Annotated in this window: 23 protein-coding genes; 13 read left to right on the forward strand and 10 right to left on the reverse strand. The window is 65.2% G+C overall.

Annotated features, from left to right (window positions below; all coding sequences use genetic code 11):
- Nucleotides 1-15: 15 nt before the first annotated feature.
- Nucleotides 16-1,068, reverse strand: coding sequence for an A/G-specific adenine glycosylase (mutY, locus tag BMI89_RS09335; protein ID WP_078570710.1), 1,053 nt, complete (start codon nt 1,066-1,068; stop codon nt 16-18).
- An 84-nt stretch (nt 1,069-1,152) separates the two neighbouring features.
- On the opposite strand from mutY, the gene BMI89_RS09340 reads away from it, so the two are divergent.
- Together BMI89_RS09340 and BMI89_RS09345 are read left to right on the forward strand one after the other, a co-directional pair.
- Nucleotides 1,153-1,701, forward strand: a complete 549-nt coding sequence (locus BMI89_RS09340; protein ID WP_143593871.1) for a DUF721 domain-containing protein — start codon at nt 1,153-1,155, stop codon at nt 1,699-1,701.
- Nucleotides 1,702-2,379 (forward strand): DsbA family protein, encoded by a 678-nt coding sequence (locus tag BMI89_RS09345; protein WP_078522249.1) that lies wholly within the window; start codon nt 1,702-1,704, stop codon nt 2,377-2,379.
- A gap of 48 nt (nt 2,380-2,427) precedes the next feature.
- Here BMI89_RS09345 and lpxK read toward each other — a convergent pair whose 3' ends face one another.
- The 4 genes from lpxK to BMI89_RS09365 form a co-directional block, all read right to left on the reverse strand.
- Nucleotides 2,428-3,417 (reverse strand): tetraacyldisaccharide 4'-kinase, encoded by a 990-nt coding sequence (gene lpxK, locus BMI89_RS09350; RefSeq protein ID WP_078570711.1) that lies wholly within the window; start codon nt 3,415-3,417, stop codon nt 2,428-2,430.
- Complete coding sequence (locus BMI89_RS09355) at nt 3,417-4,655, reverse strand: glycosyltransferase N-terminal domain-containing protein (protein ID WP_078570712.1); 1,239 nt, start codon at nt 4,653-4,655, stop codon at nt 3,417-3,419. The genes lpxK and BMI89_RS09355 overlap by 1 nt, the downstream gene beginning before the upstream one ends.
- Before the next feature lie 7 nt (nt 4,656-4,662).
- Entirely contained in the window at nt 4,663-4,920 is a 258-nt protein-coding gene (locus BMI89_RS09360) for a DUF4170 domain-containing protein (RefSeq protein ID WP_078522252.1), read from the reverse strand.
- 87 nt (nt 4,921-5,007) lie between these two features.
- On the reverse strand, nt 5,008-5,829 hold the full coding sequence (locus BMI89_RS09365) for a sugar phosphate isomerase/epimerase family protein (protein ID WP_078570713.1): 822 nt from the start codon (nt 5,827-5,829) through the stop codon (nt 5,008-5,010).
- A gap of 77 nt (nt 5,830-5,906) precedes the next feature.
- Here BMI89_RS09365 and zapE point away from each other — a divergent pair, with 77 nt between their 5' ends.
- Nucleotides 5,907-6,998: a cell division protein ZapE gene (gene zapE / locus BMI89_RS09370; RefSeq protein ID WP_078570839.1), complete on the forward strand. Its 1,092-nt coding sequence runs from the start codon at nt 5,907-5,909 to the stop codon at nt 6,996-6,998.
- On the opposite strand, the gene BMI89_RS09375 is transcribed toward zapE, so the two are convergent.
- From BMI89_RS09375 to BMI89_RS09390, 4 genes are all read right to left on the reverse strand, one after another.
- Complete coding sequence (locus tag BMI89_RS09375) at nt 6,995-8,017, reverse strand: LLM class flavin-dependent oxidoreductase (RefSeq protein ID WP_078522254.1); 1,023 nt, start codon at nt 8,015-8,017, stop codon at nt 6,995-6,997. The two genes, zapE and BMI89_RS09375, sit on opposite strands and share 4 nt — an antisense overlap.
- Before the next feature lie 92 nt (nt 8,018-8,109).
- Nucleotides 8,110-9,381: a folylpolyglutamate synthase/dihydrofolate synthase family protein gene (locus tag BMI89_RS09380; RefSeq protein WP_078570714.1), complete on the reverse strand. Its 1,272-nt coding sequence runs from the start codon at nt 9,379-9,381 to the stop codon at nt 8,110-8,112.
- 91 nt (nt 9,382-9,472) lie between these two features.
- The gene (gene accD / locus BMI89_RS09385) at nt 9,473-10,417 is read right to left on the reverse strand and encodes an acetyl-CoA carboxylase, carboxyltransferase subunit beta (RefSeq protein ID WP_078570715.1); all 945 of its coding nucleotides are present in this window, start codon (nt 10,415-10,417) and stop codon (nt 9,473-9,475) included.
- A 66-nt stretch (nt 10,418-10,483) separates the two neighbouring features.
- Nucleotides 10,484-11,377, reverse strand: coding sequence for a type II CAAX endopeptidase family protein (locus tag BMI89_RS09390; protein WP_078570716.1), 894 nt, complete (start codon nt 11,375-11,377; stop codon nt 10,484-10,486).
- Nucleotides 11,378-11,545: 168 nt separating this feature from the next.
- Between BMI89_RS09390 and BMI89_RS09395 the strand changes: the two genes are divergently transcribed.
- Complete coding sequence (locus tag BMI89_RS09395; protein ID WP_075775250.1) at nt 11,546-12,304, forward strand: TSUP family transporter; 759 nt, start codon at nt 11,546-11,548, stop codon at nt 12,302-12,304.
- 3 nt (nt 12,305-12,307) lie between these two features.
- Here BMI89_RS09395 and BMI89_RS09400 read toward each other — a convergent pair whose 3' ends face one another.
- Nucleotides 12,308-13,633 (reverse strand): FliI/YscN family ATPase, encoded by a 1,326-nt coding sequence (locus tag BMI89_RS09400; protein WP_078570717.1) that lies wholly within the window; start codon nt 13,631-13,633, stop codon nt 12,308-12,310.
- Between the two features lie 80 nt (nt 13,634-13,713).
- On the opposite strand from BMI89_RS09400, the gene BMI89_RS09405 reads away from it, so the two are divergent.
- Genes BMI89_RS09405 through BMI89_RS09445 form a run of 9 tightly spaced genes read left to right on the forward strand, consistent with a single transcriptional unit; the run spans nt 13,714 to nt 18,293 of the window.
- Nucleotides 13,714-14,100, forward strand: a complete 387-nt coding sequence (locus BMI89_RS09405) for a FlgB family protein (RefSeq protein WP_078522259.1) — start codon at nt 13,714-13,716, stop codon at nt 14,098-14,100.
- Between the two features lie 2 nt (nt 14,101-14,102).
- Entirely contained in the window at nt 14,103-14,495 is a 393-nt protein-coding gene (gene flgC / locus BMI89_RS09410) for a flagellar basal body rod protein FlgC (RefSeq protein WP_078570718.1), read from the forward strand.
- A gap of 18 nt (nt 14,496-14,513) precedes the next feature.
- A complete protein-coding gene (fliE, locus tag BMI89_RS09415) occupies nt 14,514-14,804 on the forward strand; it encodes a flagellar hook-basal body complex protein FliE (protein WP_078570719.1) in 291 nt (96 codons plus the stop codon).
- Entirely contained in the window at nt 14,804-15,070 is a 267-nt protein-coding gene (locus tag BMI89_RS09420) for a flagellar biosynthetic protein FliQ (protein ID WP_078522260.1), read from the forward strand. The genes fliE and BMI89_RS09420 overlap by 1 nt, the downstream gene beginning before the upstream one ends.
- A 1-nt stretch (nt 15,071) precedes the next feature.
- Nucleotides 15,072-15,788, forward strand: a complete 717-nt coding sequence (locus tag BMI89_RS09425; RefSeq protein WP_078570720.1) for a flagellar hook-basal body complex protein — start codon at nt 15,072-15,074, stop codon at nt 15,786-15,788.
- A gap of 15 nt (nt 15,789-15,803) precedes the next feature.
- Entirely contained in the window at nt 15,804-16,589 is a 786-nt protein-coding gene (gene flgG, locus BMI89_RS09430) for a flagellar basal-body rod protein FlgG (protein ID WP_078570721.1), read from the forward strand.
- Nucleotides 16,589-17,014 carry a flagellar basal body P-ring formation chaperone FlgA gene (flgA, locus tag BMI89_RS09435; protein WP_078550909.1) on the forward strand — a complete coding sequence of 142 codons (426 nt, stop codon included), beginning with the start codon at nt 16,589-16,591 and terminating at the stop codon, nt 17,012-17,014. Before flgG ends, flgA begins: the two co-directional genes overlap by 1 nt.
- Nucleotides 17,015-17,024: 10 nt before the next feature.
- The gene (flgH, locus tag BMI89_RS09440; RefSeq protein ID WP_078570840.1) at nt 17,025-17,750 is read left to right on the forward strand and encodes a flagellar basal body L-ring protein FlgH; all 726 of its coding nucleotides are present in this window, start codon (nt 17,025-17,027) and stop codon (nt 17,748-17,750) included.
- Between the two features lie 9 nt (nt 17,751-17,759).
- A complete protein-coding gene (locus tag BMI89_RS09445; protein ID WP_078570722.1) occupies nt 17,760-18,293 on the forward strand; it encodes a flagellar basal body-associated FliL family protein in 534 nt (177 codons plus the stop codon).
- The last annotated feature ends 7 nt before the right edge of the window (nt 18,294-18,300 follow it).

Consider the following 18,300-nt stretch of genomic DNA (forward strand, 5'->3'; position numbering starts at 1 on the left):
GCTAACCCGATACAATCACTCGGGTTGCGGCCATTCGGCGCTTTGGGCGGCATCCCAGACCTTGCGCATCAGCGTGGGCAAATCGCCGGGCCGGAAATCGGCGCGCGGGGTCATGGCGCCGGCTTCCGTGCGGGTGACGTGGACCTGCAGGATCAGGTGAAAATGCGTGAAGGTGTGGCGCACCTCGACCGGGGAGAGCGTCCAGTCGGCCTGCATCGGCGGGGCGGGTGTCGGCGCGTCCGACCAGTCCGAGCCAGGAAAGCCCAGCGTGCCGCCCAGAAGCCCCTTGTCGGGGCGGCGCTCCAGCAGCACGTCGCCCTGGCCGTTCATCACGACATAGGCGAAGCCGCGGCGGGTGGGCTTTTCCTTCTTCGGGGCTTTGCGTGGCAGCGTCTCGGCGATCCCGGCAGCGCGGGCGGTGCAGGAATCAATGAGCGGGCAGATGCCACAGGCCGGATTGCGCGGCGTGCAGATCGTCGCGCCCAGATCCATCATCGCCTGCGCGAAATCTCCGGGTCGGTCCTCGGGCGTGATTTGCGCCGTCAATTCGGTCAGCTCTGTCTTCGCACCGGGCAGCGGTGTGTCGACCGAGAAAAGCCGCGAGACGACGCGCTCGACGTTGCCGTCGACCACGGCCACAGGCTCGTCATAGGCGATGGCGGCGATCGCAGCGGAGGTGTAGGGGCCGATGCCGGGCAGCTTTTGCAGTTCTGCCGCCGTTTCGGGGAAATGCCCGTTCAGATCACCTGCCACGACACGCGCGCATTTCAGCAGGTTGCGGGCGCGGGCGTAATAGCCAAGCCCGGCCCATTCGGCCATCACGTCGCCATCCTCGGCTGCTGCGAGTGCACCCACATCGGGCCAGCGCTCAGTGAAGCGGCGGAAATAATCGCGCACGGCGGCGACCGTGGTCTGCTGCAGCATCACCTCGGAGAGCCAGACGCGATAGGGATCGGGCCGTTCGCCCTCTGCACGATCCGCAGGCGACACGCGCCACGGCATGACGCGGGCATGTGTATCGTACCAGGTGAGCAGGGTTTCGCCGATTGCCCCTTTACCGTCACGCAATGTTTATGCTCCCCTCTTGCCGAACGGTTGGCCCGGCCCGATGTGCTTCCTAGAATGGGATGGATCAAGAGGAACCGCCCACGAATGAAAAAAAGCGACCCGCAAAAGACGCCTTCGCGGCGAATGCGTGGCTTCGAAGCCGCGGGCGGGCTGCTGCGCAACCGTATCCGCGCCGCGGGTGAAGCGCGCGGTTTCGCGGTCTCGCGCCTGCTGACCCATTGGGCGGAAGTGGTGGGCCCGGACACCGCCGCGCAATGCCGCCCGGTCAAGATCGGCTACACCAAAGGCGGCTTCGGCGCGACCCTTACCCTGCTGACGACCGGGGCGGCGGCGCCCATGCTTCAGATGCAGTTGCCGCAAATCCGCGACAAGGTGAATGCCTGCTACGGCTATAACGCGATCTCGCGCATCTCTTTGACGCAGACCGCGCCGACCGGCTTTGCCGAAGGTCAGGCGCAATTCGCACCGAAACCCAAACCCGAACCCCGCAAGCCGGACCCCCGCGTCGCCGAAGAGGCGAAGGCGCAGGTGGCCGATTGTGGCGATGCCGATCTCAAATCGGCGCTGGAAGAACTGGCAAGAAACGTTCTATCGAAGTCCGCAGAGCGGGCTGCACACAAGAAAGGCAGATAGATGAGCAAAACTCTTTCGATCCTCGGCGGCGCGGCTGTCATGGGGCTTCTCGCGACGGGCGGCTGGTATGCCAGCCAACACAGCGAGGCGAGCCTGATCACTGCGGCCCAAGCGCAGGAAGCCACGGCGAACAAAGATGTCGAGACTCTGCCCGACGTGGTTCTGGGTCAGGAAGACGCGCCGGTCACCGTGATCGAGTACGCCTCCTATACCTGCCCGCACTGTGCCGAATGGCACAAGGTCGAGTATCCGCAGCTGAAGAAGAACTACATCGACACCGGCAAGGTGAAGTTCATCCAGCGCGAAGTCTATTTCGACAAGTTCGGTGTCTGGGCCGGTCTGATCGCGCAATGCGGTGGCGATCCGAAATATTACGCGATCTCGGACATGATCTATAACAAGCAGAAGGACTGGATCGGCGACGGCAAGCCGCAGACCATCGCGGACAACCTGCGCAAGATCGGCCTGCAGGCCGGGCTGAGCAACGATCAGGTCACCGCCTGCATGAACGACGAGAAGCGCGCCGAGCGGATGGTCGCGACCTTCCAGAAGAACGCGGGCGACGACAAGATTGACGCGACGCCGACCTTCATCATCGACGGCGAGAAGCATTCCAACATGGCTTGGGACGACTTCAAGAAAATCCTCGACGACGAGCTGGCGAAGCAAGCCAACTGATCTCGGCGACAGATGTTACGAAGGCCGGTCCCGCGGGGCCGGCCTTTTTCATATCCCGAGCCGGTCGAGCGCTGCGTCGAGCGCTGTGGGGTCGTCGATCTCGAGCCGCACCGGCAGCGCGAGCACCTTCGGGCGGAAGCTTTCCGGCAGACGCACCGCGTCTTTCTCGGTCGTCACCATTTGCGCACCGAGCATGTCGGCCTCCGCCTCGATGCGCTGCAACAAGCGGGTCGTGAAAGGCTGGTGATCTTCGAGCGCCTCGCCGCGCAGCAGGTTTGCCCCGAGGTTGCGCAGGGTGGCGAAGAATTTCTCGGGATGGCCGATGCCTGCGAAGGCGAGGACGGGAAGGCCCTCCCAATCCATACCCGTCTGCAGCGGGGCGAGCTGTCCCGTCAGATGTGGCTTCGAAATTCTGGAACTCCAGAAATTAGCGAATTCAACCTGTGCAGCTTCCGGCCCGATCGACAGCAGAAAGTCTGCGCGGGCCATTCCGGCCTCGATCGGTTCGCGCAGCGGCCCGGCAGGCAGGCAGCGCCCGTTGCCGAAGCCCTTATGCGCGTCGACCACCACGATCGAGAGATCTTTGTGCAATGCGGGGTTTTGATGGGCGTCGTCGAGAACGATCACTTGCGCTCCGGCCGCGACCGCCGCCTGCGCCCCGGCGGCCCGGTCGCGCGCGACCCAGACCGACGCGAAGGCCGAGAGCAGAAGCGGCTCGTCTCCGGTCTCTTCGGCGCGGTGGTTGCGCTCATCGACCTGCACGGGCCCTTCGAGCGATCCGCCATAGCCGCGCGTGACCACATGGGCGGTCACACCGCGCGCGGCCAGCCGTTGAACCAGCCAGATCACTGTCGGCGTCTTGCCGGTCCCGCCCGCGTTGATGTTCCCGACCGAGATCACCGGCACGTCGAGCCGCAGCCCCGGCTGCGCCACGCGCCGCTTCGTCATCGCTGCGTAAATCGCGCCGAGCGGCGACAGAAGCCGCGCGCGAAGGCCCGGCGCGGCGGGGGCATTAAACCAGAAGCCGGGCGCGCCCATCACGCCACCCGTGCGGGCTGGGTGCCCGACAGGATCTCGGCCAGATCGCGGGCGATGGTCTCCACCGCGCCGGCGCCGCCCGAGGTCACCGCCCAGGCGTTATGGGCCAGCTGCGCGGAGCGTTCCGGCGCGATCAGGTCCGCGACCACTTCGGGCAGATCCTCAGGAACCACGACGCCCCGGCAGGCTTTCGCAGCCTCGAGCCGCAGGTAATCTTCGCGGAACGGCGCAAGTTTCGGGCCGTGCAGGATCGCCGAACCAAGCGCCGCCGCCTCGACCGGGGAACGCGGAGCCCGCGCCGTCCCCGACAAGGTGCCGCCCATATAGCTGAGCGCGGCCAGCCGGTACCAAAGCCCGTATTCCATCGCGTCGTCGGCGATGAAAATCTCGGTCGTCAGTTCCGGTTCGCCCTCGAGCGACCGGCGCGCGACCGACCAGCCCTCGGCGGTCAGCTGCGCGGCAAGGGCCTCGCCTTGGGATTCGTCATCCGGCGCAAGCAGAAGCAGCAGCCGATGCGCATGGCGCTGGGCGTAGCGATGGGCCGCCGTCACCGGGCCGATCTCGGCCTCCGGTACGGCAGCGGCCAGCCAGACCGGGCGTGCGCCCATCGACTCGGCCATCGAGGTGCGCTCTGCTTCGGAGCCGTAAAGCGGCTGCGGCGGTTCGCCGAGCGCGCCGTCATTGACCACGATGACCGGCCCATTCAGTTTGTCGCCCACCCGTTCGAGGCTCGCCTCATCGCGCAGGTAGATGCGGTCGATCCGGCCCAGCAATGTCAGCGAGACGTCATCGAGGCGCAGCCCATCCTCACCGCCGAGTTTCGCATCGGCCAGAACGCTGGCAATGCCGCGTTTCTGCGTCTCCGCGATCAGGGCGGCGGGCAGCGTGTCGTCCATGATGAGCACGAGATCGGGGCGCCATGCATCCAAGACCAGACGGACGGACGCGGGACGATCCTCGGGGGTGGGCCGGAAATAGACCTCTTCGGGCAGACCGTCGGGCGGGTCTTCCGCGCCGCGCACCGTCATCGCGATGCGGATATCGGGCATCCGCGCGGCCACCCTGCGCGCGACCAGCCCGGCGGCCTCCGCGCATGTCCCCGCAGCCCAGATCCACAGCAGCGGGGCGTCGGCGCGCTCCTCCCCCTGACCGGCCTCGACCGCGGCTTTCGCCTTGGGTCCCGCAGGACGCAAGGCAGAGAGTTGCAGCCTGAGCCAGAGAGGAAGAGAGCGCGCCATGCCAGCCTTAGTTGCCGAGCTCTTCGGTGGTCGACACTTCGAGCTCTTCGTCGCGCAGGCGATGCAGGTGCGCGATGAAGTAACGGGTATGGGCGTCGTCGACGGTGCGCTGCGCCTCGGCCTTCCACGCGGCATAGGCGGAGGCGTAGTTCGGATACATCCCGACGATATGGATATCGTCGACATTCTTGAATTCGGTGCGGCTCGGGGTCACCAGCTCGCCGCCGAAGACGAGGTGAAGACGTTGCGGGGTCGGTTTGGCCATAAGAACTCCTGTCGGCTTTTCTGCGGCGCAGAGATTACGCTTTGCCCCCACGCTTCACAAGGAGAGGGCCGGGGCCGCACGTAGCCGTTACCGCGCCAGTCCCTGAGACTCCAGATATTCCGCGCCTTTTCGCACGCCAATCTCGTCGTTCACTTCCAAAATCAGGCGCGGCATCTTCGGCAGCTTGCCAAGCGCCTTGAAGACCGAGTGCCACGCGATCGTGCCTTCGCCGGGGTGCCAGTGCCGGTCGCCATAGCCGTCGATATCCTGCAGGTGGACATGCTCCAGCGCCGCGCCTGCCGCATGGACGAACACATCGACCGGCGGCGCGCCGCAGCGGCGATGCATGAACTGTGCATGGCCCGTATCGAGCGAGACCTTCACCGCTTTGCTCTTCATCTTCGCGGCCAGTTCGACACGCAGGTTCGGCGTGATGTCCTCGCAATTCTCGATGACCAGCGTCACGCCCAGCTCCTCGGCGCGTTCGATCACCGGGGTCAGGACATAGCGCACGCGTTCGACCTGAATGAACGCGTTCGCGGGGTTCTGCTCCAGATCGGCTTCCTTCCACAGCGTATAGGGCGAGTGGATCACCATCTGATCTCCGCCCAGCTCCGCCGTGATTTCCAGCACCCGCAGCATCCGGGCGCGGATGACCTCGATGATCTCGGAATCGGCGCAGTCGATACTGAACGAGGTGAAGGGCCCGTGCAGCCCCAGCCGCCCGGTATAGCCGTCGAGCAATTCCTTCGTCCGCGCGACCATCTTGCGCAGATCCGCATCCGTGGCGTTCGGCCAGCAGAAGCTCTGCAATTCCAGATCGCGCTGGTCGTTCAGAATCCAGTCGCGATGATGCGCGAGCATATCGAGGCTCAGCGCAGCGCCGAGCAGCGGTAATTCCTTGGCCATGGGGTCCTCCTCCGGATCGAATGCTCGCGCAAGCCACGGGGCTTTTCAATCCCGTGAGCGCGCTATATCGGAACGTCATGAAACGCAGCCTGCCCGAGTTTTACGAGTCCATGGTGGAGAACGGGGACCTCAACCCCGATCCCGCCCAACGCGCCATTCTGCCCGAACTGGAGCGCGTGCGCCGCGCGCTGGAAGAGGCGCCTGCGCCCGAGCCGGTGAAACGCGGGCTCTTCAAGCGCAAGATCAAGCCGGTCGAAGGCGTGCGCGGCCTCTATATCTGGGGCGGTGTCGGGCGCGGGAAATCCATGCTGATGGACCTGTTCTTCGGCCAGACCGACGTGCCGAAACGCCGGGTGCATTTCCACGCTTTCATGCAGGAAGTCCAAGGCAAGCTCGACGATGCGCGCCGCGCCAACACGGTGGATGCGATGCGCCCCGTGGCCGAAGAGGTGGCGGGCTCGCTGCGGCTGCTGTGCTTCGACGAGATGCAGATCACGGATATTGCCGACGCGATGATCGTGGGCCGTTTGTTCGAGGCGCTGTTCGAGCGCGGCGTGACCATCGTCACCACCTCGAACCGGGTGCCCGAAGACCTCTACAAGAACGGGCTCAACCGCCAGCTTTTCCTGCCCTTCATCGGGCTGATCCGCGAGAAGCTCGACATCTACGAACTGGCCTCCGAAAACGATTACCGGCAGAACCGTCTCGCAGGCCAACAGGTCTATTTCACGCCTGCGGGCCGCGAGGCGCGCGCGAAGATGGATGCGCTTTGGGATGAGCTGACCGGGGGCGATCATCACGGCAAGCTCGATATTCCGGTGAAAGGCCGCACGGTCGAAATCCCGCATTTCCACAATGGGGTCGGACGTGCGAGCTTCTGGGATCTCTGCGCGCAGCCGCTGGGTCCGGCCGATTACCTCGCCATCGCGGATGCGGTGAAGGTGCTGCTGCTCGACGATATTCCGCTGCTCTCGGCCTCGAACTTCAACGAAGCGAAGCGCTTCGTCACGCTGATCGACTCGCTCTACGAGGGCAAGGTCCGGCTGATCTGTTCGGCCGCGGACGAGCCCGAGCGGCTTTATGTCGAAGGCGAAGGCACGTTCGAATTCGAGCGCACCGCCAGCCGCCTGCGCGAGATGCAGGCAGACGGCTGGGCGGCTGAGGCTTAAGCCAGCATCTCCGCCAGAAGCGGGCGGACCTTGGTGCCGTAAAGCTCGATCGTCTTGCGCAGATGCGCGGGGTTCTGCGGCCCGCCGCTATATTTCAGCGTGAACCGCGACAGGCCCAAGGCCGTCACCGTCCGCGCGATCTTGCGCGCTACGGTTTCCGGGCTGCCGACATAGAGCGAGCCATGCTCGATCTCCGACAGATAGGCCTCGCGCCGGAAGGGCGGCCAACCGCGCGAGCGCCCGATCATGTCATGCATCCGCGCATAGCCTTCGTAGAACTCTTCCTGCGCGATCTCATCGGTCTCGGCGATATGGCCGGGAGAGTGGACGCCGATCTTGCCGGGCTTGGTGCCCATCTGGTCATGCGCGCGGTGATAGAGATCGACATGCGGTTTGAACCGGGTCGAATCCCCGCCGATGATCGCCAGCATCAGATCCATCTGCATCGCGGCGGTCTCGACCACCGATTGCGGCGACCCGCCGACCCCGCGCCAGATCTGCAGCGGCGCCTCGGGGCGCGGATAGACGGTGACGTTCTTAAGCGGCGGGCGCATCTGGGCATCGAAGCTGACCTTCTCCTGCGTCGCCAGCAGATGCAGGATCTGCGATTTCTCGGTGAACAGCGCCTCGTAATCGTTCAGGTCGAGCCCGAAGAGCGGAAAGCTCTCGGTGAAGGAGCCGCGCCCGATGGTGATCTCGGCCCGTCCCGGCGCGAGCGCGTTCAGCGTCGCGAAACGCTGGAACACGCGGATCGGATCGTCCGAGGACAGCACCGTGACCGAGGTGCCCGCCTTGATCTTCTCGGTGCGCGCAAGGATCGCCGAGAGGATCGGCTCGGTCGAGGAGATCGCGAAATCCGGGCGGTGATGTTCGCCCAGACCGATATAGTCGAGCCCGACCTGATCGGCGAGCTCGCCTTCGGCCAACGTGTCGCGGATCACCTCGGCATGGCTGCGCAGCAGGCCGTCCTCCCCGCGCGTCACATCGCCGAACGTGTCGATCCCAAGCTCAAGCTGCATGGTGGTCTCCTTTCCTGTTCACGCGAAGATAGGCGCGCAGGCGCAGGTCAGCCACCGGTATCCTCGCACAGAGTCCGTGCGAGGCCGCAGCCTCAGCCGTTCTCGCGCAGCACCCGGCCCGCGAGGTAGAGCGAGCCGCAGATCAGGATGCGGGCATGGGGATGAATCGCGACGATCCCCGCGATGGCCGAGCCGACCGAGGCCGCCGGGCGGGCCTCCATGCCGACCGCGCGCGCCGCTTCGGCGGTGTCTTCCGCTGGGAGGGTGTTCGCCTCGCCCGGGATGGAAACGGCTAGAAGGCTCGCTGCGTGGGGGGCCAGGGGGCGCAGATAGCCGGTCACGTCCTTGGTATTCAGCATGCCGCAGATCAGATGGGTCGGGCGTTTCGGAAGCGCGCCGAGCGTCTTTGCGATCATGTCGCCCGCCGCCGGGTTATGCCCGCCATCGAGCCACACCTCGGCCTCGGGCGCACCGTCCACCAGCGGTCCGTGACGCAGCCGTTGCATCCGCGCGGGCCATTCGGCCTTCGTCACCGCCGCCTCGCAGGCAGCCTCGTCAAAGCCCAGATGCCGCAACGCCGCGAGCGCCGCCCCGGCATTCGCGATCTGATGCGGGCCGGGCAGGTTCGGCAGCGGCAGATCGAGAAGCCCGTTCTCGTCCTGGAAGATCAGCCGGTCGCGCTCTTCCCAGACCTGCCAATGCTGGCCATGCACCAGAAGCGGCGCGCCCAGCTTTTCCGCCCGCGCCTCGATCACGTCGAGCGCGGCCTCCTGCTGGGGGCCGACCACGCAGGCCACACCGCGCTTGATGATCCCGGCCTTCTCGCCCGCGATCTCGGCCAGCGTTTCGCCGAGGAATTGCTGATGGTCGATCGAGACCGGCGTGATGATGCTCAGCGCGGGGGTGTCGACAACATTGGTCGCGTCGAGCCGCCCGCCAAGCCCCACTTCCAGCAGCGTGTAATCCGCAGGGGTCCGCGCGAAGGCCAGAAGCGCCGCCGCCGTCGTCACCTCGAAGAAGGTGATCGGCTTGCCGCCATTCGCCGCCTCGACCTCATCGAGAAGCGCGGCCAGATCGGTCTCGGAGATTAGCTCTCCGGCGATCCGGATACGTTCATGGAAGCGTGCCAGATGCGGCGAGGTATAGGCGTGGACGCGCTTGCCCGCAGCCTCCAGCCCGGCCCGGATCATCGCCTGAGTCGAGCCCTTGCCATTGGTGCCCGCGATATGGATCACCGGCGGCAGGTCGCGCTCGGGATGGTCGAGATCGGCCAGCAGCCGCTCCATCCGGTCGAGCGACAGGTCGATGACCTTGGGATGCAGCGCCATCAGGCGGTCGAGAATATCATCGGAGCTTTGCGTCATTGGCCCCTCCGGCCTTAGATGGCGGACCGGGGAGGGGGCGCTGCCCCCGCGGCTGATGCCGCCCCCCGGGATATTTCAGCCAAGTCGAAGATCAGGTCTTGGGCTTCGCCTCGGCCTCGGGAGCCGCCTCTGCGACCGCTTCCTCGGGCGTCTTCTCCGGCGCGGGCAGATCGCCCTTCACCGCAGGCGGCAGGTTCATCAGCATGCGCAGGATGGTGATCAGCTCGTCGCGCATCTTCATGCGATGCGTCACGCGGTCGAGCATCCCGTGATCGAGCAGGTATTCGGCGCGCTGGAAACCCTCGGGCAGTTTCTCGCGGATCGTCTGTTCGATCACGCGCGGGCCCGCGAAGCAGATCAGCGCGTTGGGTTCGGCGATATGCACGTCGCCCAGCATCGCGTAGGAGGCGGTCACGCCGCCGGTCGTCGGATGGGTCAGCACGACGATATAGGGAAGGCCCGCTTCCTTGAGCATCTGCACGGCGACGGTGGTGCGCGGCATCTGCATCAGCGACAGGATACCTTCCTGCATCCGTGCGCCGCCAGCCGCCGAGAACAGCACCAGCGGGCGTTTGAGCTTCACTGCGCGTTCGGCCGCCGCGATGATCGCGTTGCCGACATACATGCCCATCGAACCGCCCATGAAGGTGAAGTCCTGCGCGGCCGCGACGATCGGCGTGCGGCCGATCTCGCCCTCGGCCACCAGCATCGCCTCTTTCTCACCAGTCGATTTCTGCGCCGCCTTCATCCGGTCCGGATAGCGTTTCTGGTCCTTGAAATGCAGCGGATCGGTGATCGGTTCGGGCACTTTCACTTCGGAGAAGATGCCGCCGTCGAACAGCGCCTCGAAGCGCACGCGGGGCGTGATCGCGAGGTGATGGTCGCAATTGGTGCAGACGTTCAGATTGTCCGACAGCTCCCGGTGGAACAGCATCGTCCCGCATTCGGGACATTTCGTCCAAAGGTTCTCGGGCACTTCGCGGCGCGAAAACAGCGAGTTAATCCGAGGACGGACGTAATTGGTGATCCAGTTCATCGTATGAGCCTCTCGCTGGGGCGGGTCGGTTTGGCTTGAAATACGCCGCCCCTGCACGAATTGCAATCAGACGCGGAGGGTGAGGCGGATCAACAACCACGCGATCAGCAGGTGCAGCATGTCCAGCAGAAGCCACGGCAAGAGGTCCCACAGGTCGCGTGTGTTGATCACGATCGTGTAGAGCGCCAGCCCGTCGAGTTGACCGTAAAAGCCGACGAGGAAAAGCGAGCCGAAATTATTGGCGAAATGCAGCGCAAGGGCTGCGCCGAGATTGCCGGTCCGCGCGGTCAGGTCGCTCGCGAGGCAGCCGAAGCCGAAAGCCCAGAGCGCGGGCCAGAGCGCGTTGCTGCCATAGGCGCCGGGCGAATAATGTAGTGCGCCGAACAGAGCCGAGGGCAGAACCATCCAGATCAGGGGGCTGCGCCAGCGCGCCGCGAGTTGCTGCAGGAGATAGCCGCGAAACAGCACCTCCTCGGTCGCGATCTGAACGAACAGAAGCGGCAGCGCGATCGGCGCCCAGCTCAGCACATGCAGCAGCGGGTTGGAGCGTGCCGTGGACTCGCTGAGCTGGGTCAGCCCGAAGGAGAAAAGAGCGAAGAGCAGCAGAACCGGCAGCACCTTCGTGAAGGTGGCGAAGCTCCGCCGTCCGAACAGCGTTGCGGGCGCTCGGTGATGCAGGTGGCGGCTGACGACGAAAGTCGCGATCAGAAGCGGCGCGAAGCTTGCCAGCAGGATGGCGAGGCCACGCGGCGTCGAGCCATGGGCGATTTCCTGAAACAGCCGAAGCATCGAGAAATCGTCGAGCATCGAAGAGAAGAACAGGATCATCGCCCAGCCGCTGAGCAGGTAGAAGGCGACGATCACGCCCAGACCCAGCATCCCGCGCCAGATCTGCGCATAGGGTTTCGCGGGGGCCGCGAACGCGTCGAGCGGCGCATATCGGTTCGTGCGCGCGATCACCGGGCGGGGCTCGCAAGTAGCGGGGCGGCTGCAAGGGGCGATTGGGTCATCTGGGTCTTCCGCAAGGCTGCGCTTCGGTGATAGCGGCTGCGGCCCCGGTGAGGCAACGGCTTTACTTTTCGCGGCGCGGGCAGGACAAGAGGCGGCTGTCTTCTGACCGGGGTGCAAATGTTTGAACTTCCTCTCGATCTGGTGGTGATGCTGATCGGCGCGGCCTTCGCGGCAGGGGTGGTCGATTCCATCGCGGGCGGCGGCGGGTTGATCACGGTGCCGGCGCTTTTGCTGGCGGGCGTGCCGCCCGTGCAGTCGCTCGCGACGAACAAGATTCAGGGCACGTTCGGGGCAGCGACCGCGGCGATTTCCTACGCGGCCTCGGGCCATGTCGTGCTGCGAAAACAGCTGCTGGCCGCGGTGATCGGGTTCCTTGGCGGGCTGGCCGGGGCGCTTCTCGTGTCGCGCATTCCGACCGACAAGATCGAGATCGCACTGCCGTTCATCCTCGTCGCGATTGCTGCGTTTTTCGCTTTGCGGCCCGGTTTGGACGACACGGATCGGGTGCAGCGCATTCGACCCGGCCTGTTCACCGCTGCCTTCGTGCCAGTGATCGGCTTTTACGACGGGCTGATCGGGCCGGGGACGGGGTCGTTCTTCATGATCGGTTTCGTGACGCTGGCAGGCTACGGCGTGCTGAAGGCGACGGCGCATACGAAACTGCTGAACTTCTCGTCGAATATCGGGGGGCTGACGGGGTTCCTGCTGGTCGGCTCGCCGCTCTGGGTGCTCGGCATCGCGATGGGGCTGGCGCAGATCGCCGGGGCACGGCTGGGCTCGCGGCTTGCGATGCGGGTGGGCGCACGGCTGATCAAACCGCTGCTGGTGACGACCTCGACGCTGCTGGCCGCGAAGCTGCTTTGGGACCTGATGTAAGCTCTATCCCGGCACCTGCGAGAGGATCGTGCGCAGCCGCGCGAAACTGCCCGCGATGCCGTCGGGGGCGGGTTCGGCAATGAAGGCATCCAGCTCGGGCCAGACCTTGATCGCCGCGTCGATGCGCGGGTCCGAGCCTTCCGCATAGAGCCCCGCCTGAATCATCATTTCCGCCCGGTCATAGGCGCCAAGCAGGCTGCGCGCCTTGCCGATAAGCCGGTTTTCCTCGGGATCAGCCGCGTCGGGCAGCGAGCGCGAGACCGAACGCAGCATATTGATCGCCGGGAAGCGCCCCCGCTCCGCGATCTCGCGCTCCAGCACCACATGCCCGTCGAGCACGCCGCGCAGGATATCGGCGATCGGCTCGTCCATATCGGAACCGGCCACCAGAACCGAGAAAACGCCGGTGATGTCGCCCTGACCTTCGGCGCCGGGGCCCGCGCGCTCTCCCAAGGCCATGATCTGGTAAGAGGTCGAGGGCGGATAGCCGCGCAGCGAGGCGGGCTCGCCCCCCGCCAAAGCGACTTCACGATGGGCTTCGGCAAAGCGCGTGATCGAGTCGGCGAGGAACAGCACATGCTGGCCCGCATCGCGGAAATGCTCGGCCACGGCCATCGCAGTCCAGGCGCAGCGACGGCGCACCAGCGGCGACTGATCCGAGGTTGCGGCGACGATTACCGCGCGGGCCATTCCCGCCGGGCCAAGGGTCTTTTCGACGAATTCCCGCAATTCCCGGCCGCGTTCGCCGATCAGCGCAATGACGACGATATCGGCAGAGACCCCGCGCGCGAAACTCGCCAATAGCGAGGATTTCCCGACGCCCGAGCCCGCGAAAAGGCCGACCCGTTGGCCTTGGACCAGCGGCAGCATCGTGTCGAAGGCGGCAAGCGACGTCTCCAACCGGCCGCCCAACCGCTTGCGCTGGGCGGCCGGCGGCGGGCTTGCGCGCAATTCGCGCTCGCGCGCGCCATGGATTAGTGGCCGACCGTCGAGCGGCTTTCCGAACGGGTCGATGATCCGCCCGACCCAGCTGTCATGCGGGGCGATCCCGCCCTGACCGAGCAGCTCCACCTCGTCGTCGATCGCCACGCCATCGGCGGCGCCGTCGGGCAGCACCGTGACCGCCCCGCGTGTCAGCGACAGCACCTCTGCGCCGATCTCGCGTCCGCTTTGACAGCGAATCGTCGCGCGGTCGCCGAGGGCCGCCGAACGGGCCAGACCGCTGACCTCGATCATCCCGCGCCGCACCTCGCGTACGCGCCCGACCGCATGGGCGCTGGCGATACCGCGCATTTCGGCGCGCAACAGGTCGAATCCCGCAAATGCCATTCTGGCCTCCGATGTTCTCGAAACGTTTTCTAAACGATTCGCTCTTAAAGCTTGGTTGATAGCTCGGAGGAGAAGCCCCGATGTTCGAGAAGATTGAGATCATGAAAATGGCCAGTGCGATGGCCACCCACGCCGCAGCCCGCCAGAACGCGGTTGCGGAGAATATCGCCAACGCGGACACGCCCGGCTATGCGGCGCGTGACCTGCCGGCTTTCGAAGACCTCTATCGCAGCGAGGGTGGCGGTGCTCTGAGGGCGACGCGGTCCGGTCACATCGACGCCTCGGCAACGATCACCACCGCGCCCGAGGTGATCGCCTCCCCCGGTGTCACTTCGCCCGACGGCAATTCGGTCTCGCTGGAAGAAGAGATGGTCCGCTCGGTCGAGGTGAAACGCGAGCATGATCTGTCGCTCGCGATCTACCGCTCCTCGCTCAACATCCTGCGCAGTTCGCTCGGGAGGGGCTGAAGATGAGCGATTTCACCCAATCCATGGCGCTGTCCGCCTCGGGCATGAAGGCGCAGGCGATGCGGCTTCGGCACAGCTCCGAGAACATCGCGAATGCCGATACGCCCGGATATCACCGCAAGATCGCGGCTTTCGAGAAGGTCGTCTCAGATGGCGCCCCGACCGGAGAGGTCACCCTTGGCCCGGTGCGGCTCGACCGATCCGAACTCACCCAAATCTACGAACCTGGCCATCCGATGGCCGACGAGAACGGCTACTACGACGGCTCGAATGTCGATCTGGTGGTCGAAATCGCTGACGCGCGCGAAGCGCAGCGCAGCTACGAGGCGAATTTGCGCATGTTCGATCAGGCCCGGCAAATGTCGGCCTCCCTGCTCGAATTGCTTCGCCGCTAAGGACCGAGGAGATCTAGAATGGATTTTAATACCTCCCTTGCAACGCAAAGCTACGCCCAGGCCCGGGCTGCTGTCCCGCCGGAAGCGGGCGGTTCCGGGCCGGGCTCCCTTTTCGAACAGGCGGCGACTTCCTTCGTCGATGCGGTCAAGGCGGGCGAAGATACTGCCAAAGCCGCGATGGCGGGGCAGGCCGACCCGCATGCGCTGGTGCAGGCGCTCGCCCAGACGGAACTCGCGATCGAGGCGGCGGTGACCGTCCGCAACAAGGTCGTCGAGGCCTATCAGGAAATTCTCAGGATGCCGGTCTGATGCAGGACGCGATTTTCTTCGACACGCTCCGGCAGGGCTTGTGGATTGCCGTGCTGATCGCGGCGCCGCTTCTGTCGGTCGCGCTGGTCGCCGGGGTCACGATCGGTCTCTTTCAGGCGCTGACCTCGGTGCAGGAAATGACGCTGACCTTTGTGCCCAAAGTGGGGGCGATGCTCGTCGTGTTCTGGGTGTCGATGAGCTTCATGTCGGAAAAGCTGGTGGAGTTCTTTACCCGCACCATCCTGCCGATCGTCGCCGGGGGCTAAGATGGATAACGCGATCTATACCACCCTCACGCGGCAATCCGGCCTGATGCACGAAATGCGGACCGTTGCGAACAATATCGCGAATGTCTCGACCACAGGCTTTCGGCGCGAGGGCGTGATCTTCTCCGAATATCTCTCTGGGCTTCAGGGCAACGAACCCTCGCTGTCGATGGCGCGGGCGCATGGTCGTCTTATCGATCGAAGCCAAGGCGGGCTGACCCAGACAGGCGGCACCTTCGATTTCGCAATCGAGGGCGAGGGGTTCTTCATGATCGAGACCCCGCAGGGCAATCAGCTCACGCGGGCTGGCAGTTTTATCCCGTCGGCTGAAGGTGAGTTGCTCACGCCCGACGGGTTCCGGCTGCTCGATTCCGGCGGTACGCCGGTCGCAATCCCCTCGGGGGCGACTTCGGTCGCGCTCGCCGCCGATGGCACGCTCTCAGACAACGGCCAGCCGATCGCGCAGGTCGGCGTCTACCTTCCCACCGATCCCAATGAATTGCGCCATGTCGGCGGCACCCGCTTCACCGCAGAGGCCGGGGCCGAACCGGTGGAGGGCGCGGTTCTGATGCAGGGGTATCTCGAAGACAGTAACGTCGATCCGATCACCGAGATTGCGCGCATGATCGAGGTCCAGCGCGCCTACGAGATGGGCCAGGCCTTTCTCGAACGCGAAGACGAACGAATCCGCGGCGTCATCCAGACGCTCGCCCGCTAACAGGAGGCCCATGACATGAGAGCTCTTCAGATCGCAGCCACCGGCATGAGCGCGCAGCAGACGCGCGTCGAGGTGATTTCCAACAACCTCGCGAACATGTCGACCACTGGCTATAACGCGCGCCGCGCCGAGTTCGCCGATCTGCATTACCAGCAGACGACCCGCCCCGGCACGATCAACGCGACCGATGGCACGACCATTCCCGCCGGGGTACAGCTAGGCCTCGGCGTGCGCCCGACCGCCGTGACGGTCAACATCGCGCAAGGCTCGCTCAGCGCGACGGGCGGCGATCTGGACCTCGCGATCGACGGCAATGGCTATCTCGAGGTGACGCTGCCCTCTGGCATCTCCGCCTACACGCGCGACGGTGGGCTCAAGCGCAACGGCACCGGACAGATCGTGACGTCGGACGGCTATCCGGTCGTGCCCGAGATCACCATTCCGAACGACGCGCGCGCCGTTGCGATCAACGCGGAGGGCGAGGTCTATGCCTATTTCGCCGATCAGGTCGCGCCGCAGCTTCTGGGGCAGTTCACCTTGGCGAATTTCTCAAACCAAAAGGGGCTGGAGGCGATTGGCTCGAACCTGTTTCTCGAAACCGGGGCCTCGGGGCCGCCCAATGTGAATACGCCCGGCGCGGATGAGTTGGGCACGCTGCGGCAGGGGTATCTGGAGGAAAGCTCGGTCGATCCGGTGCGCGAGATCACAGAGCTGATCAAGGCGCAGCGCGGCTACGAGTTGAACGCGAAGGTCATTTCCGCCGCCGATCAGATGCTTGGCGCGACGACGCAGGTGCGGTGATGCTGAGGTGGGCGATCCTGATTGCGGTATCCGGTCTTCTGCCGGGCAAGGTCTTGGCGGACACGCTCGTCGCGCTGCACACTATGCGCGCCCGGACAATCGTCGCCCCCGCAGATGTCGGGCTGCAACCGGGCGAGGTGGTCGGGGCGTTGACCGGGCCGGAGGAGGCGATCGGCCTCGAGACGCGCGGGGTGATTTATGCCGGTCGCCCGATCCGAGCCCGCGATCTGGGGCAGCCCGCCATTGTCGAGCGCAATCAGATCATCCCGCTCCTGTTCCGCCGCGGCTCGTTGGAGATCCGAACCGAAGGCCGCGCGCTCGATCGCGCTGGCATCGGAGAGACGATCCGCGTGATGAACGCCGCTTCGAAAACCGTGGTCTCCGCGACGCTTGGCGCTGACGGAACTGCCCATGTTGCCCCATGAGGAATTCGCGATGAAATCTCCTGCCCTGTTGCTTTTGTCGATCACGCTCATCGCCTGCGGGCGGCTCGAGCAGGTCGGTAAGGCGCCCGGATTCACGCCGATGGAAGGCGGGAACGAGTTCTACGCCATGGCCTCCTCACCACTGCCCGTCACGACGGAGGCGCGCAGCCCCGAACAAGAAGCCTCTCTTTGGTCAGGTGCGCTCAACTCGCTGTTGGGCGACCCACGCGCCGCCAAGCGGGGCGATATCCTCACCGTCGTGATTGAGATTAACGATAAGGCCGAGATCTCGAATTCGACGGGCCGCTCGCGCAGCGGATCGGATACGATGGGGGTGACCTCCATGCTCGGCATTCCCCAGCGCATCGACAGGCGTCTGCCAGACGGGGCGAGCATGGCCGACGCCGTCTCGACCAATTCGAATTCGACCTATTCCGGCGACGGGCAGGTATCGCGCAACGAGAAACTGACCCTGCGCGTGGCCGCAACGATCATCGAGACGCTCCCGAATGGCGTGTTGCGTATTCAGGGCAGCCAGGAGGTGCGGGTGAATTTCGAGGTGCGCGAGCTGATCGTCACCGGTTTCGTGCGCCCCGCCGATGTGAGCCGCCAGAACGAGATCACCTATGACAAGATCGCTGGCGCGCGGATTTCCTATGGCGGGCGCGGGCAGATCACCGATGTGCAGCAGCCGCGCTACGGCCAGCAGATCGCCGATATTCTCCTGCCCTTCTGAGGTTCCGTAATGCTTGGTAAACTCCTCCCGCTTCTCCTCGGTCTGATCGGCCTCGCCGGTGGCGGCGCGGCAGGGTATTACCTGCGCCCAGCCCCTCCGCCCGCAGAACATCCCACCGACCCGGCCGCTGCGGAGGGGGCAGCGGAAGGAGATCACGGCGCCGCACCAGAGGCTCATGGGGCCCCGGCCGCCGCCGATCATGGGGGCGAGGGCGATGTCACCTCCGAATTCGTCAAGCTCAACAACCAGTTCATCGTGCCGCTGGTCACCGAGTCGCGAATCTCCGGCATGGTGATCCTGTCGCTCAGTCTCGAGGTGAAGGTCGGTGAGACCGAGGCCGTCTATCGCGCCGAGCCGAAACTGCGCGACGCCTTCCTGCAGGTGCTGTTCGATCACGCGAATACGGGCGGATTTCAGGGCTTGTTCACGGATTCCGCGAACATGTCGCGCCTGCGTCGTGCCCTGACCGAGACCGCGCGTAGCATTCTAGGTCCCGGTGTCCTTGCGGTTCTAGTCTCCGATATCGTGCGTCAGGACAGCTAGGTCCGAT

The sequence above is a fragment of the Thioclava sp. F36-7 genome (assembly GCF_002020075.1).
In the GTDB taxonomy this organism is placed as follows: Bacteria; Pseudomonadota; Alphaproteobacteria; order Rhodobacterales; family Rhodobacteraceae; genus Thioclava; species Thioclava sediminum.